The organism is Lacrimispora sanguinis (genome assembly GCF_044987295.1).
In the GTDB taxonomy this organism is placed as follows: Bacteria; Bacillota; Clostridia; order Lachnospirales; family Lachnospiraceae; genus Lacrimispora; species Lacrimispora celerecrescens_B.
This window is the reverse complement of the sequence record NZ_CP173277.1, coordinates 4,740,260-4,755,789: the sequence shown is the minus strand read 5'-3', so window position 1 is coordinate 4,755,789 and position 15,530 is coordinate 4,740,260. Positions and strand designations below refer to the sequence as shown.

The window sequence follows — 15,530 nt, the reverse complement described above, 5'->3', positions numbered from 1 at the left end:
GTTGATTTTTGCAAAGCTAATTTTAATCTGTGGGGCCATGTTGATGTTTTCTAATATCCCAAAGATTATGCATCAGCTTTAATGTTAATTACTGTTGTAAAATATTCATCATACAAATCTCTCAATTCAGCTTTTGTACAGAACTTCTCAAAATCATCTCTTTCCTTGTCGTCATAAAACATCAGATCTGTTAAATAATTCTCCCATTTGGTTTTAAAACCCGATCCATTTCTTTTAATGCTAATCTTCTTTCATCATTATTGCAGTGATGAAATGCATAGCAACTTACGATGGTATCCATAGTTTTATCCTGTAAAGGCAGTTCCAGGAAGGTACCCATACGAAGTTTTAAATCATGGAAATCAATCATTATGAGCCTTAATCTTTTATTTTTTTATTGCTGAATGACCTGGGAACTTTAACTTCTCATATTCATTATGTAATATTATCTCCTGTATCATAGTATGAAATCATGACATTACTAATTATATATGATATAATTTATGATATTGAATTACTATTAAGCATACTAATTAATATATGGTTTTCGGTTTTTTGTATCAAGATCGCATATATAACCGGCACCTTTCTCTAAGGTTCTATGCCGCAATCAGTTTATAAAATCAGGAGGTATATTTTATGAGTTATCATTATCTTGACATGGAACATTATTTGCGAAAAGATCAATTTAACCTTTTCCGCAATTTCGCTTATCCATATGTAGGCATGACAGTAAATTTGGACATTACAAGTTTCATGAACTGTATTAAAGAAAAGGGACTGCCCTTTTATTTGACTTTTCTTTATGCGACAGCTCAGACAGCCAACTCCATCCCGGAATTCCGCCGTCGTATTCATGGAGATGGTATCATCGAGTATGACCATTGTATTCCCTCCTATACCCTGGCATTAGAAGGCGAAAACTATTGTTACTGTACCGCAGACGATCGGCTGCCATTTGATGCTTTTCTAAAGGATGGGAAGCAGCGGCAGGAAAAGTCCAAACAGTCCCAGTCCCTTGCAGACGGGGAAGACCAAGATCAGCTCTTTTTCTTTTCCAGCATTCCATGGGTGAGCTATACGTCAATTATTCAACCGGTTCCGATTCCTGCGGACAGCAATCCCCGTATTACCTGGGGAAAGTATTTTAAATCAGAAGGAAGTTTAAAAATACCGGTATCAATCCTGGCTAATCATGCCCTCATGGATGGATTTCATATATCAAAGTTTTTTTTGGAGCTTCAAAGCAGGTGTGATAACCTGGATTGGCTGCTGTAAAATCTTCAAATTTCTGGAAGAATTTCGCTTGCCTTTTTTTAAGTTTTCAGTTACAATGCTCCTATGGAGACATAGCTCAGCTGGGAGAGCATCTGCTTGACGTGTAGAGGGTCGCAGGTTCGAGTCCTGTTGTCTCCATTATTAAAAGCCCTGGTAATTGCAAGAATTCCTTGTAAATACTAGGGTTTTTGAATATGATTTTATGCAATAATTTGCTGTATCAGGTACAATATAATTTCAGGGGGAGGAGTATAAAATGAATGCATTTCTATTAATGATACCTATCTTTCTCATAAGGTTCGGCTTACTGAATATGATAAATAAAGATGCTTTAAACCGTGCCGCTTTCTTCGCCCCATTAGAGGGTAACGAAAAGGCTGCCTACCTTTTTTACCAGCTTTCAAACACATTTATAATCCTATATTCGGCCTTTTTAAGAATCCAGACCAAAACACCTCTGTTTTTTATCGCCTTATTTATCTATATCTTAGGCAACATTGTGCTTATCATTTCCACTGTGGACTTTGCAAAACCTGAACAAAGCGGAATAAATAAAAACGGAATATATAAGATCTCCCGTAACCCTATGTATATAGGATATTTCATTTATTTCTTAGGCTGTGTATTATTAACACATTCTATTTTACTGTTTATATCTCTGCTTGTCTTTCAATTATCTGCACACTGGATTATTCTTTCCGAAGAAAGATGGTGCGTCGACAAATTCGGGACAGATTATATAAACTATATGAATATTGTTAAGCGGTATATTTAATAAACCTTTACTATAGCTCAGGTACTATACCTCTCCAGATATCAATACCTCCTCTATCCATAGATGAGGTATTTTTTTACGCCTTTCGTCTTGTCCTGTCAATAACAATTTCCAATTCTCATCAAATTCAAAACAACCTTTTAAATTACCACTGCATAATATCCTCATATTTTCAAACAATAGCAAAAAGGAGGCGATATCATGGCAATCGCGCATAAAAGTGCAATAAGCGTAGGTTTACTTTATATACCGGTTGGATTATACAAGACAACAAAAGATATCTCAGTAAGTTTCAATCAGCTCTGTAAGGATACCCACGAACGAGTAAGACAAAAGAAAATATGTCCTTCATGCAATAAAGAGGTAACAAGTGATGATATTATAAAGGGGTATGAATACGAAAAGGGTAAGTATGTGACTTTCACAGAAGATGAACTTGAAAAAATAAAAACCAAGAAAGATAAGACTATACACATAGAACATTTCGCAATGTTGTCTGATGTAGATCAGATATATTATGAAAAGAATTATTATGTAGTCCCAGAACCAGGAGCAGAAAAAGCATTCGAACTATTAAGACAGGCAATGTTAGCCCAGGAAAAAGTAGGAATTGCAAAAACTGTACTTGGTACAACAGAAAGCCTTATCGTATTATATCCAACGCAAGAAGGAATCATTGCAAAAACTCTCTATTATCAGGCAGAAATACAAGCGGTGCCCGTAGCATCTGCAAAAGTGGATGTCAGCACTCCGGAAATAGATATGGCAAAGACAATGATTGACTCTATGACATCTACTTTTGACCCTGGTTTATATCATGATGAATATCAGGAAAAACTTCGGCAAGCAATTGAATCTAAAATAGCCGGAAAAGAGATCGTAAATGTTGACAAAGAGAGTCCAAACAACATCATCGATTTGATGGAAGCAATGAAGAAGACCGTTGAAATGACAAAGAGTAACAAAGGGTTAGCATAATGGATATTTTTGAAAGCAGGAATATAAACCCGATGCTGATTTCAGAAATGGTAGATCCGTTTGATTCTCCAAATTTTATCTACGAGATAAAATGGGACGGGATCAGGACTCTGTCATTTTTGGATACTAAAACAGATATGAGAAACAAAAGAAATAAACTCATGGTTCCCATATTCCCGGAGCTGGAAAGTCTTTATAAACAGGTTAAAACGAAATGTATCATTGACCACGAATTGCTTGTACTCAAAAATGGGATACCTGATTTCTATGAAGTACAAAAGCGGGCGTTGATGAGCAATTCATTTAAAATAAAGTTAGCCGCTGATAAATATCCTGCCAGTGTCATAGCTTATGACATTTTATACTATAAAGATAAGGACATTACAATGCTCCCCTTAATGGAGAGGAAAAAATATCTCACTGATGTTGTAATTGAAAATAATTTAATTTCTGTTTCCAGGTTTATAGAAAATGATGGAATAAAATTGTATGAACTTGTGAAAGAAAAAGGTCTCGAGGGAATCGTTGCAAAAAGAAAAGATAGCCTTTATTGGCAAGGAAAACGTACCAAGGACTGGGTGAAATGCAAAATAATGGCCACTGACGATTGTGTGATATGTGGATACATTCCTAAAGAAAACAACATGACCAGCCTGGTTCTCGGCCAATACGATGATGATGTACTTGTATATAAGGGGCATGTCACACTTGGCGTAAGCTTAAGAATATTAAACGAGCATAAGTATAAAACGATGGATTACTCCCCTTTCGGTTATGTACCGCCAGGAAACGAGGATTGTGTTTGGATGGCACCGGAACTCGTTTGTATCGTAGAATCAATGCCTACTGAAAAAGAAAGCTTTAGGCAGCCTGTATTTAAAGGCATACGAGACGATAAACTCGCCATAGAATGTAAGGTATAAAAGGTGGGCCCGAATTCCGGTTGCCCACCTTTTTTAAGCGGACTCTCTTTAGGCTTCACCTGCCTATATTATCCTTGATGTCACAAATAGTAACTGCTATAATATTTTTATCACAAAACAGGAGGTAATGCATATGGATTTCACTTATAATTCAAACCAAATCGCTCTCTATCATTCCGATAACAACTTACTCGCCGAGGTTACTTTTCCAGCAGTTGACCAGAATACGGTAAATATCAATCACACTTATGTAGATGATTCTCTTAGAGGTCAGGGTGTGGCAGGACAACTTATGGAGGCTGTAGCAAAACAATTACGGTCTGAAAATAAAAAGGCAATCCTGACATGCTCCTATGCCATTAACTGGTTCGAAAAACACCCGGAGTATAATGATTTGGTGAAATAGCCGCTCTTCTGCGGCTATTTCGCCAAATGCCCTGTCTTTGCATTCTCAGAAAATACCAGTGTACTTCAACCATTAACTGATGTAAAATATTTAAAAATGCAAAAGGGGTACATATGATGCTAAATTCAAATAATAGGGGCAGTTTCTATCAAGACAGTCTGGCTCTGGGAATCAGTCTGGGCCTGATATTCGGTGCTGTTATAAACAATTTGGGAATAGGGTTAATAATGGGGATGTCATTAAGCTTATTGTTAGGTAAAGGCTACTTTCAAAGACGTTAAAAATACATATAACAAAATTCAATAATTTTCTCCGTTACCTCGTATGATGCTTTATCAATGATTTTATGCAGGCAAGTACCATAATCCGGCTGCGACAGGATACAATTTAAAGGTAATCTATAAAAATTCCTTAATCTGCGTCACAAAACCGATTTGTTTCCGTTATTATATATGCAACATCATATGGGCGGAAGTTCTCCTTTGCTCTGCTTCCGCCCTTCCCTTTATACGTGTTATTTCAGCTTGTTCACATATTTGGAATTCGTACATATATTATTATTACAGAACGACTTATCAAAGCAGCAGCAGAAAGAAGCAATAACAACTCTCAGCCGCCGCCCTACCAATGACAGATAACTCATTTTGGTTTTGTCTTCTTTTCTAATGCTTCTGATAGGAAGTCCTGCAAAACTGCCCGATCATAAATATGAAACCTCAAAGGGGAGGAAACCATGGCATCTGGTTTCCACCCCTTTTAAGATTAATCTGACCTTCTTTTTGTATTTGGTCCCATGCCTTCCCGGCGGGAATTGTGTGTCTGATTCTGATTTTCCGGCTTGCCCTTTTCTGACATGCCGTGATTCATTTCATTTTTATTTTTCGGGGAAAGCTTTTCCTGTTTATTCTTCTCCATTTCCATCACCTCAGCAATAGTATGGTCTGACGATATAAGATTTATGTAAAAACAGCGTTTCCACGCATAATACATTCCACTGCTGTACATTATAAAAATGAGGTGATGAATATGTCATATATAGCTCCTGCAGTCCAGGCTAAATTCGAGACTCTTTCCATCGACTTAAAAAATGAAATCCTGGAGCGAAACGTACAAATTAACACCATTTACGATTTAATCCATATTTTGGAGGAGATTGTAAACGAAGGGAGTTAATTATTTTCCCCAAAAAAACAGTCACAAGCCGAGATTGGCCTTATGGCTGTTTTTTGATGCAAAATCTTAAGAATCTTCCCATAGAAAAGGGGCCGGACACATAGGATCCGACCCATTAAAAAACGTAAAAATAATTATCTCCAATTTCCGTAAGATGATTTGCACTGACGGCCATTGTTTGTGGTTGCACCTTTTGTCTTAGAACAAGAGCTGCTGTTCTTGCTGCTAGAGCAGTTACCGCCGGAACAGGTAGCTCCCTTAGTGCAAGAGGAACCCTTGGAACAGTTGGAACCATTGGAGCAGTTGGAACCAGTGAAGCAGTTCGTACCATTGCTGCAGCCAAGCTTGCTTAAGATGCTGTTGATATCTCCAGACTGTCCAAAGCAATTGGAAAGGTTAAAGCTATTACCTGATGACACTGGGCAGGTTGCTGCCTGAGCGGTCATAGGAACACCTGCTACAGTAAGTGCGGTTGCTGCTGCTAAAACGAATACTGGTAATTTTCTCATGGTAATATCCTCCTTATTTGTTACGCAATTATTACATTTCTGTTACAAAATGTATCTTAACATACAGGAAATGGAATTTCACTAGGAGAAAATTGGCAATTAAACTCTATTTTTCCAGTTGATATTCATCGACAGCCAGCTTTAATGCTCCCATGATTCCCTGATTATCATCTAAGCTGGGGAGAACGATATAATGTTCGATATCCTCAAGCTCTTTTGTCTTGATATATCCGGCCAATTGGCGCTTCACTTCTTCTCTTACCAAAGGCATCATATGTTCCTGATGCATGACTCCTCCGCCCAGAATAATGCGCTGAGGAGATAGGATCATAATATAATCTACCAAAGCCTGAGCGATGTAATATGCCTCTAATTCCCACACTTCTTTCCTGTCAGCCAGCTCTGCGCCCTTCTTTCCCCACCGGGCTTCTATGGCAGGACCTGCGGCCAGGCCTTCCAGACATGTTTTATGATAAGGACATTTTCCCTCATAGTCATCATCCGGATGCTTGGACAGCAGCAAGTGTCCTCCCTCTGGATGCAGCATGCCGTGAAGCAGGATTCCATTGGTGATAATTCCTGCTCCAACGCCGGTTCCGATGGTGATATACATACTGTTTTCAAGGCCCTTTGTAATACCCCAGGTAGCTTCCCCCAAAGCAGACCCATTCACATCCGTGTCAAATCCAACCGGAACCTTAAGAGCTGCTTTTAAGACCCCAACTATGTTGTAGTTGGCCCAGGCAAGCTTTGGCGTGGTGGTGATATAACCATAGGTCTCCGAACTCCTGTTTAAATCAATCGGGCCGAAGCAGCCGATTCCCAGGGCTTCTATTTTTTTATCTTTAAAATACTCGATCAGCTTTGGCATGGTGATCTCCGGTGTCTCAGTCGGTATGGAAACACGTTCAATAATATCACCATTTTCGTTGCCGATGGCACAAACCATCTTTGTTCCGCCTGCCTCTAATGCTCCAAGTCTCATATTCATTTGCCTCCCTTTACTCTGGATTGGAACAGATGATAGACATCTTTCCTTCAAATCTGCACTCTCCGCTTTTTGCCGGTACAATGAAATGCTGTCCTGCCTCTAAAGGAATTCCATTCACCGAACCTCTTCCGCTTATTATGCTTACATTGGTAAAATACCTTCCAAACTCTTTTGTAAAGACACCATCAATATCATATTTATCTACGGAGTAAAACTTGCAGGACACTAAATGAGTGTGCACTGCGCCTGGTACTTTCTCTGTTTCCGGATCAGCTAGTGCTTCCTTAAAAGGTGCCCTTATATTAGCAATGCTCTGCTCCACATGAAGCTGTCTTGGTTTCCCATTGGACAAACGGTCATAGTCATATACACGGTACGTAATATCGCTGCTCTGCTGGGTCTCAAGTACCAGAGTCCCGCCCTTGATTGCATGAACACAGCCAGGCTCAATCTGGAAAAAGTCCCCTCTTTTGATCGGAACAGTTCGAATAAATTCCTTCCACCGGTGATCCCGTATCATGGCTTCCATCTCTTCCCGGTCCTTGGCATGGTGGCCGATCGCAATCTCAGTTCCTGGCTCACAGTCCAGAATATACCAGCACTCTGTTTTTCCAAGGGAGCCATTCTCATGGATCTTCGCATAGAAATCATCGGGATGAACCTGGATGCTTAAATCCTTCTTGGCATCAATGATCTTAACCAGTAGGGGGAACTTGTCTCCGGGATAATTCCCGAATATCTCCGGTTTCTCCTTCCACAGGGCGCTAAGCCGCCTGCCGTCATAGATACCTCCCGCAATTTTACATTCCCCGTTCTCATGAGCACTGATCCCCCAGCATTCCCCGGTGGTATCGCTTGGTATCTCATAGCCAAATACATCTCGAAGTTTGGTACCGCCCCAGATCGCCTCTATGAACACAGGCTCCAGAAACAAAAGTTCCATCTGTTTTCCTCCTTATGCAGTGATTTATGAACACTGCCTATATTTTACCTGAATATTCGAAAAAGGAAAAGAGTTATTGTCTTATTAATGAAAAAAAATGCCGGAATGTCCGTTAACCGGATTCATTCTGACACTTTTCTTTCCACTCTTATATAGAATCTTTTCCGTATACCTCAATCTGGGTAAGGGCTGGAAATGGAGAAGGATCATCTGCCTTTATCAGATCACTTATCTTCACCCATGTGATATTCTTTCTTTCCAAAGAAAACAGATGAGGTTTCACGCTCTTTTCCATTTCTACTATCTCTTCCGTTCCGTCGGAGAATGAAAGCTTGGCTTTTACCCACCAGTTATCATGTGGGAAATCCGCACGTGTATACAAAGCAATCTTATCAAAATCTACAGGACGGCCAAAGTCCAGGGTCATTTCCGCATCATCCTGGCGGTTGATACCCCAGGATTCATAAGGCCATGCGCCGTGAGATTCGTTGGCAAGGACGCCGTCAATGGCATTGCGCGCCGCAAATACCGCTTCTCCTCTGGTCTCCACATTGGCAAAAGCATGAGGGAAACAGCCTGTATCTCCATGCTGGTCCATAACATTCTTTGCCAGGTTCCTGTAAATGCCTGCTTCATAATCAAAGGCTTCCCGAATGGTCAGATAATGACGTTCCCCTGTAAAGGCTTCCGGGTTATAGGAAATCTTTTTCTCTCCAAAAGGTATGGTATAAACTACTTCCTCCTTTGTCAGATACACAAAAGACTCATCCATGCAGTCATCAATGCGTACCACATAATGAGCGCCTGTTTTATCTGTTGTGAATACAATGGCATCGCCTTCTTCGTATTCTCCTTCAAACACGAGGATTGCCTGATCCTCTCCCAATACGGTTGCCTTTACTTCGCCATTCTGGTTTCTTATAGCTATTGATACATTCGCCATGATCAGTCCTCCTGCTCTTCCTGCTCAAAATAGTCTTTATATTCTACTTCTATCTGATACTTCATTCTCTTCATGCTGTAATACAGATGTTCTCTGAGGGACCGCTCCAGGCCATCGATGTCTTTTTTCTCCAGCAGTTCAAAAAGCTCTGTGTGCTCCCTGATGATTCTGGTAAAATCCGTCTCAGTTACGAAGTCAAGCATACGGAACCTTGTGTAATGTAACTGTTGGGCCTGTATCATATCCCAAAGCTTCTGTTTGCCGGTTGCCTGATACCAAATGGCATGCATCTGTGCATCCATACGGTAAAACTGCTCCGGTTCAAATCCTTTTTCCTGAATCAGAGCCTGCTGCTTGCGGATCAAATACCGGACTTCCTCCATCCAAAGAGGCGTCGCCATATTCATAAAATCCCGCATGACCATGGTTTCCACCGCAACACGCATGTATATCATTTGTTTAATCGTATCCAGATTCAAAAGCGTTACCTGTGTGCCGGAATATGGCACCGAATTGACAAAGCCCTGTTCCTGAAGCCTTCTCACCGCTTCCCTGACAGGCGTCCGGGATACGCCAAACCGTTCACAGATTTCATTTTCGCTGATGATCTGTCCGGGCTTTAATTCCAGGTCCAGAATCTCCTGCTTTAATGTTTCAAACACCAGCTCACCGCGGTTTTTATAGGTTTTGGTCTTTCCTTCCATCGAACCCTCTCCGTCCTCTATATTAGGCCGTTAAAAAATATGCCATGACCTCCGCCTTAAAGGCAGACATCATGGTCATACTTTTTAACACCAGAGCCGGTTCTTGATAAAGAGCCGGACCTGAATATTGAAATCTGACTGTTACTGTGGCTGTTTGCCAATGTAAGCTAAGATACCACCGTCTACGTACAGGATATGTCCGTTAACAAAGTTGGAAGCGTCAGAAGAAAGGAAGACTGCCGGACCTGAAAGATCCTCTGCTTCTCCCCAGCGTCCTGCCGGAGTCTTAGCAATAATGAACTGGTCAAATGGATGTCTGGAACCATCTGCCTGAGTCTCGCGCAGCGGTGCTGTCTGAGGAGTTGCGATGTAACCAGGTCCAATGCCGTTACACTGAATGTTGAATTCACCGTACTCAGATGCAATGTTCTTTGTCAGCATCTTAAGTCCGCCCTTTGCAGCTGCATATGCGGATACGGTCTCACGGCCAAGCTCGGACATCATGGAGCAGATGTTAATGATCTTTCCGTGGCCTTTCTTGATCATGGACGGAATAACTGCCTTAGCAACGATAAATGGAGCGTTCAAATCAACGTCAATTACCTGTCTGAACTGCTCAGCGGTCATATCAACCATAGGAATACGCTTGATAATACCTGCATTGTTTACCAGGATATCGATAACGCCGACTTCCTTCTCGATCTGAGCTACCATAGCGTTTACGCCGTTCTCATCAGTTACGTCACATACGTAACCATGAGCTTTAATTCCCTCTTCCTCGTATGCGGCAATTCCTTTATCAACTAATTCCTGCTTAATATCATTAAAAACAATGGTTGCGCCTGCTGCTGCAAGACCTTTTGCAATGGCAAATCCAATGCCATAGGAAGCGCCTGTGACTAATGCAACTTTTCCGTCAAGGGAAAACTGGTTTGCTAAATTCATGATTAATCTCTCCTTTGCTTATTATATGGGGGTCAGTTATTTCATTTTTGCCGTGTTTCGAAGTGTATCCAAACTATAAAATTTGTATACAAATCTAACACCTTGTATATATGCTAGCATATCCCATCTCTTTTTTCAATGTACATATTTAACAAACAATAACGCTTTTATTTATCTATAATTTTCCAAGCGACATTTCCATGTCCAGACACCATTCTTTCTTCCCTTTCTGCCAACTAAAAAAATCCCGGCTTTCCTAAAGAAAACCGGGATTTCAATCATGAAATCCTGCTCATTATGTCAGTCCGGCTACTGATTTTAGTCTTCCAAATTCATCATTTTCCGGTTTTTAAACTCCTGGAGTTTTCCTTCATTCCAGTCATGTACGGGACGGTAATATCCGGCGATTCTGCTGTATACGTCCGTCTTTTTCCCGCATTTCGGACAGGTTTCCGCTCTTCCGGAAAGATACCCGCAGGTCTGACAGATGGAATACACCGGTGTAATGGTCATATATGGGATATCGTAATTCTCCGCCATATTCCTCAAAGAATCCCGGATCTCTTTCCAGTCTTCTGCTTCCTGTTCCATATAAACGGAAAATACGTTGCCTGCCGTATAAAGAGGCTGGACCGCATTCTGGTTATCAAGTGCCTCCTTAAGTGTTCCTCCAAAATCAGAGGGAAGCTTAGTGCTGTTGGTATAATAAGGGACATCTCCTGCCATTCCCCCTGTCTTAATCGCCGGAAATTCCTTTCTGTCAATCATTGCCAGACGGTAGGCCGCCGATTCCGCCGGAGTTGCTTCCAGGCAGTACAGATTTCCGTACTCCAACTGATAACCGATCAGCTTCTTTTGTAAATGCATGAGCACATCCGCTGCAAAATCTCTAGTCCTTTGGGATTCCATTCCTGATTTAAGCCAGGAAGCGTTAAGCCCTGCCTCATTCATTCCAATCACGCCTATGGAAGAAAAATGGTTTTCCAAGTTATCCAGATAACAGGCCGTATAAGGGTAAAGTCCATTCTTTAAAAGTCTGCCTATAACATCCCGTTTAATCTTCAAAGATCTGGCCGCAATATCCGCCACCTGATCCAGACGTTTGTAGAAATCCGATTTATCAGCGGATAAAAATCCAATCCGGGAAAGATTGATGGTGACTACACCAATGGAACCGGTATTCTCTCCATATCCGAAGAATCCCCCTGACTTTTTGCGAAGCTTTGTAAGATCCGGGGTCACGCCATGATAGGAGATCCTCACGTCACCCGGTACCTGACCGCCCCTGATATAGTTGGAAAAGTAAGGTGTTCCATAGTGAGATGCCAAAGTAAACAAAAGGCGGTTATTCTCTGTGTCCGACCAGTCAAAATCCTCAGACAGTCCATAAACCGGAATCGGATACTGGAATCCCATACCGCCTGCATCTCCAGCCAGCATGGTTTCTAAAAACGCTCGGTTTATCATATCCATCTCGGTCTGGCAGTCCCCATAGGAAAAGTCCATACGCCGTCCCCCGACAATGGCCTTTTCCTCTCTCATATCCTCAGGAACCGTTAAATCCAGTGAAATATGGGAAAACGGTGCCTGGGTTCCCCAGCGGCTTGGCGTATTTACACCGAACACAAAAGCCTCCATGCATTTTTTAACCTTGTCATAGGAAAGACCATCAGCCCTGACAAAAGGGGCCAGGTATGTATCAAAGGATGAAAAGGACTGGGAAGCAGCCCATTCATTCTGCATAATTCCAAGGAAATTAACCATCTGATTGCAAAGAGTAGCCAGATGCTTTGCCGGAGAGGCCGTAATCTTTCCGGTAATCCCTCCAAGCCCATCTAACAGAAGCCGTTTTAAAGACCAGCCGCAGCTGTATCCTGTCAGCATGGAAAGGTCATGGATATGGATATCGCCTCTGTGATAAGCATCTGCGATCTCTTTATCATAAATTTCAGAAAGCCAGTAGTTTGCTGTCACCGCTCCGGAATTGTTAAGGATTAAGCCTCCCACGGAATAGGTCACCGTGGAATTCTCCTTTACATGCCAGTCCTCTACCTTTACGTAGTTATCCACTACATCCTTATAATCAAGAGTCGTTGCTCCCAGGCTCCTGATCTTTTCTCTCTGCTTCCGGTACAGGATATACGCCTTTGCCACATCCGTATATCCTGTCTCCTCCAGCACCTTTTCCACGCTGTCCTGGATATCCTCCACAGCGATCCGATCATCCTTCATCTTATCTTTAAAATCAGAGGCAACCCTTAAGGCCAGCAATTCCACAATGCTATCCGTATAATACTTTTCGGTTGCAGTAAATGCCTTTTTCATGGCTTCTTTGACCTTTGATAATTCAAAGTCCGCTTCTGAGCCATCCCTTTTCATAACCTTTAGCATGATAGTCATTCTCCTTTAAATCCTATTTGACCTGGTAGATCATGATGCGGTCTCTGCTATGTAATTCCTGCTGAAAATATCCGCTTTCCCCATTCACTTCTAATACCACCTGTCCGGTTACGTTTTTAAAATCAATTCCGGAATATTCCAGCATGTCCATCAGATAATATGGCCGGTAGTCCGGCTTTAAGGGAAGGGTCAAAGGGTTGTTATTCAGAAAGAATGTGATCTTCCCCTTGCTCTCGCGGCTCTTTTCCCCTTGCTTATTACCTGTCTGGTGGGCTGGAGCACTGGAATCGGCTTCTTCCGTCTTCTCCTCACCGTCATTTAGTACCGGCTCTTCCTTTACTTCAGCCTCTGTTGTTTCTATTACAATGTTGTCACCGGATTTTAGGGGCGCATCTTTCTTCGCCTCCTCGCCGTTTACCAGCACTTTGTTCCCTTTTCCAAGCTCTGCCACGTCGGAGAGCATCGCAGAAGCATTCTTACCACGGGTGGCAGGTATGAACACGATCCAGTCCTCCGTATTTACCGAATCAGAAAGCTGAGTTTCTTCTCCATTAAGCGTTAAGACAGACGGCTCTGCTTTCTCTCCATAAAAGACAGTTCTTTTTCCATTGACGCTCACCACCAGATTCTGACCGGAACGCCCAATCATGTCCTGATAATTATAGCCATTCATCATAAGCACATCCATAACCGTAAAGCTTCCGTTTCGAAAGAGCTTCGCCGGTCTGTCATTTAATATGACGCGGAAACTGTCATTGACAATGCTGAATCCTGCAGATATAACGATTCCGAGAGGTGTGGCAAATTCCGGATTCTCAAGGTCATACTCATCCGAATAGGCATTGATTTTAAAATTGTTTCCGGCAATGGCGACTCTTTTGGCGTCAATCTTCAAATGCTCTACGATCCCCTCTTTTAAGCCGGACAGCCTGCTTCCGCCCCCTGCCAGGAATACTGCCGACGGCATCCCGCCGTTCACCTCCAGGATTTTTGCTGATATCTCCTCACAAAGCCTGGAGGACGCTTCTTTGATGCACTCAAAGATGGATTCCCGTGTGATTATTTGCTCAAATCCCAGGATATCTGTAAAATGAAGCTCCGCTCCTTCGTCAATATCTGCTTTGATCTTTTCTGCCGTATCAAAATCAACCAGATACTCCTTCATAATAGTCTCGGTGATCTCGTCTCCGGCAAGAATGGCCATGGTATATCCGGTCACGCAGCCATCCCTACAGACTGCTATATCGGAGGTTCCCGCCCCTATGTCCACCATCGCGAGATTCAACAGGCGGATATTCTGAGGTATCGCCGCATTAATGGCTGCAATCGGCTCCAAGGTAAGACTTGCAACCTCCAAACCGATTTTATGCATGGCCGCATAAAGGCTTTCCACCACCTCAGTTGGTAGAAAAGTCGCTATAATATCGGCTTTTAAAACCCGACCATGATGATCGATCAGATTGGAAATCATGTAGTTATCCAGGTAATAGCGGCTTACCGTATATCCAACCAGGTAAAACTGCCGGTCCGAATCCTTGTCATCTCTATTCATAAATAACTTTTCTGCTTCACTGATTGCACCTGCCTCCAGACGGCTGACGGATTCCACATCGATCTTCTGAGGCCTGGAGAGCTCCATCTCATAGGTCACGCTTTCTGTCCTAAGTGCTCTTCCGGCGGCGGCCACAGAGACCTTATCAAGCCTGCACCCAAGCTTTTTCTCCAGCCTGTCCTTGACCTGGCCTGCGATCTTTGCCACCTGATCGATATCCTCGATCTGGCCGTCAATCATCGCCCGTTTTGTGTGCTCGGCTCTCTCTATGGCAACGATATGAATTCTGTCCCCATCAGGCATGCCCACCATACCGATGATGCTCCGGGTTCCAATATCCAGAGCGAAAACAGCCTGATCCGGAAGTGTGTCTGTCAAAATACTATGTCTGTTATCCATAAATAATGCCCCATTCTCTTGTATATTTGTCTTTATTCTACTAGTATAAACAGCCTCCGTCAATCGAATAAAGGAAAATTTTAGGGTAAAAGAGTTCATATTGTCATAGTAAAACAGGCCGCAGCTTAAGTACTTACGCTGCGGCCTGTTTTTATCAGCACTGATCTCTAATATCAAAGCTTGGATTGAATGCATAGAAATTCCTGCTGTCCAGATTATCCTGGGTGATTCTTAAAGCTTCCCCAAACCTCTGGAAATGAACGATTTCCCGTTCTCTTAAAAAGCGAATTGGATCACAGACTTCCGGATCCGTAATAACACGAAGAATGTTATCGTAAGTACTCCTTGCTTTCTGCTCTGCCGCCATATCCTCTACAAGATCAGTAATCGGATCTCCCTTTGACTGAAATTGGTTGGCAGTAAACGGAACACCCCCAGCAGACTGAGGCCAAATACCTGTCGTGTGGTCAATGTAGTAAGGACCAAAACCTGATTCTACAATCTGCTCCGGCGTTAAGTTTCTTGTCAGCTGGTGAACAATGGTTGCTACGATCTCAAGGTGAGCTAGCTCGTTGGTACTTAATAGGTATCAGTAATAAACACCGTTCCAA

Annotated in this window: 16 protein-coding genes, 1 tRNA gene and 1 pseudogene; 7 read left to right on the top strand and 11 right to left on the bottom strand. The window is 42.3% G+C overall.

Translation table 11 applies throughout. The annotated features are described in order from the left end of the window. Positions 1–190 precede the first annotated feature (190 nt). Positions 191–370 carry a class I SAM-dependent methyltransferase gene (locus ACHZES_RS22015; RefSeq protein ID WP_395546667.1) on the bottom strand — a complete coding sequence of 60 codons (180 nt, stop codon included), beginning with the start codon at positions 368–370 and terminating at the stop codon, positions 191–193. 269 nt (positions 371–639) lie between these two features. Here ACHZES_RS22015 and ACHZES_RS22010 point away from each other — a divergent pair, with 269 nt between their 5' ends. The 6 genes from ACHZES_RS22010 to ACHZES_RS21985 all read left to right on the top strand — a co-directional run bounded on the left by ACHZES_RS22010 (position 640) and on the right by ACHZES_RS21985 (position 4,360). Then, positions 640–1,278 (top strand): CatA-like O-acetyltransferase, encoded by a 639-nt coding sequence (locus tag ACHZES_RS22010; RefSeq protein WP_038279895.1) that lies wholly within the window; start codon positions 640–642, stop codon positions 1,276–1,278. Positions 1,279–1,343: 65 nt separating this feature from the next. After that, positions 1,344–1,416, top strand: a tRNA-Val gene (locus ACHZES_RS22005). Between the two features lie 118 nt (positions 1,417–1,534). Then, a complete protein-coding gene (locus ACHZES_RS22000) occupies positions 1,535–2,053 on the top strand; it encodes a methyltransferase family protein (protein WP_395546666.1) in 519 nt (172 codons plus the stop codon). Positions 2,054–2,254: 201 nt separating this feature from the next. Next, positions 2,255–3,031 carry a Ku protein gene (locus ACHZES_RS21995; protein WP_395546664.1) on the top strand — a complete coding sequence of 259 codons (777 nt, stop codon included), beginning with the start codon at positions 2,255–2,257 and terminating at the stop codon, positions 3,029–3,031. Then, positions 3,031–3,954: a DNA ligase gene (locus ACHZES_RS21990; RefSeq protein ID WP_038279899.1), complete on the top strand. Its 924-nt coding sequence runs from the start codon at positions 3,031–3,033 to the stop codon at positions 3,952–3,954. Before ACHZES_RS21995 ends, ACHZES_RS21990 begins: the two co-directional genes overlap by 1 nt. 133 nt (positions 3,955–4,087) lie before the next feature. Continuing rightward, positions 4,088–4,360: a GNAT family N-acetyltransferase gene (locus ACHZES_RS21985; protein ID WP_038279901.1), complete on the top strand. Its 273-nt coding sequence runs from the start codon at positions 4,088–4,090 to the stop codon at positions 4,358–4,360. A 762-nt stretch (positions 4,361–5,122) separates the two neighbouring features. On the opposite strand, the gene ACHZES_RS21980 is transcribed toward ACHZES_RS21985, so the two are convergent. Next, the gene (locus ACHZES_RS21980) at positions 5,123–5,275 is read right to left on the bottom strand and encodes a hypothetical protein (protein ID WP_166429708.1); all 153 of its coding nucleotides are present in this window, start codon (positions 5,273–5,275) and stop codon (positions 5,123–5,125) included. Positions 5,276–5,386: 111 nt separating this feature from the next. On the opposite strand from ACHZES_RS21980, the gene ACHZES_RS21975 reads away from it, so the two are divergent. Beyond that, positions 5,387–5,533: a hypothetical protein gene (locus ACHZES_RS21975; protein ID WP_038279905.1), complete on the top strand. Its 147-nt coding sequence runs from the start codon at positions 5,387–5,389 to the stop codon at positions 5,531–5,533. Between the two features lie 134 nt (positions 5,534–5,667). Here the strand turns inward: ACHZES_RS21975 and ACHZES_RS21970 are convergent, their stop codons facing one another. The 9 genes and pseudogenes from ACHZES_RS21970 to ACHZES_RS21930 all read right to left on the bottom strand — a co-directional run. Next, positions 5,668–6,042 carry a hypothetical protein gene (locus tag ACHZES_RS21970; RefSeq protein ID WP_395546660.1) on the bottom strand — a complete coding sequence of 125 codons (375 nt, stop codon included), beginning with the start codon at positions 6,040–6,042 and terminating at the stop codon, positions 5,668–5,670. Between the two features lie 106 nt (positions 6,043–6,148). Then, the gene (locus ACHZES_RS21965; RefSeq protein ID WP_395546658.1) at positions 6,149–7,027 is read right to left on the bottom strand and encodes an ROK family protein; all 879 of its coding nucleotides are present in this window, start codon (positions 7,025–7,027) and stop codon (positions 6,149–6,151) included. 16 nt (positions 7,028–7,043) lie between these two features. After that, on the bottom strand, positions 7,044–7,976 hold the full coding sequence (locus tag ACHZES_RS21960; RefSeq protein WP_395546655.1) for a type I phosphomannose isomerase catalytic subunit: 933 nt from the start codon (positions 7,974–7,976) through the stop codon (positions 7,044–7,046). Positions 7,977–8,124: 148 nt separating this feature from the next. Then, positions 8,125–8,919: a carbohydrate-binding protein gene (locus ACHZES_RS21955; protein ID WP_395546653.1), complete on the bottom strand. Its 795-nt coding sequence runs from the start codon at positions 8,917–8,919 to the stop codon at positions 8,125–8,127. A gap of 2 nt (positions 8,920–8,921) precedes the next feature. Then, the gene (locus ACHZES_RS21950) at positions 8,922–9,623 is read right to left on the bottom strand and encodes a GntR family transcriptional regulator (RefSeq protein WP_038279914.1); all 702 of its coding nucleotides are present in this window, start codon (positions 9,621–9,623) and stop codon (positions 8,922–8,924) included. A gap of 141 nt (positions 9,624–9,764) precedes the next feature. After that, positions 9,765–10,568 (bottom strand): gluconate 5-dehydrogenase, encoded by an 804-nt coding sequence (locus tag ACHZES_RS21945; protein ID WP_089990662.1) that lies wholly within the window; start codon positions 10,566–10,568, stop codon positions 9,765–9,767. Positions 10,569–10,886: 318 nt separating this feature from the next. Further along, on the bottom strand, positions 10,887–12,959 hold the full coding sequence (locus tag ACHZES_RS21940) for a ribonucleoside triphosphate reductase (RefSeq protein WP_395546650.1): 2,073 nt from the start codon (positions 12,957–12,959) through the stop codon (positions 10,887–10,889). Positions 12,960–12,981: 22 nt separating this feature from the next. After that, positions 12,982–14,919, bottom strand: a complete 1,938-nt coding sequence (locus ACHZES_RS21935) for a cell division protein FtsA (RefSeq protein ID WP_395546649.1) — start codon at positions 14,917–14,919, stop codon at positions 12,982–12,984. 154 nt (positions 14,920–15,073) lie between these two features. Beyond that, positions 15,074–15,502: pseudogene (locus ACHZES_RS21930) on the bottom strand (manganese catalase family protein); the annotation flags it as partial. Between the last annotated feature and the right edge of the window lie 28 nt (positions 15,503–15,530).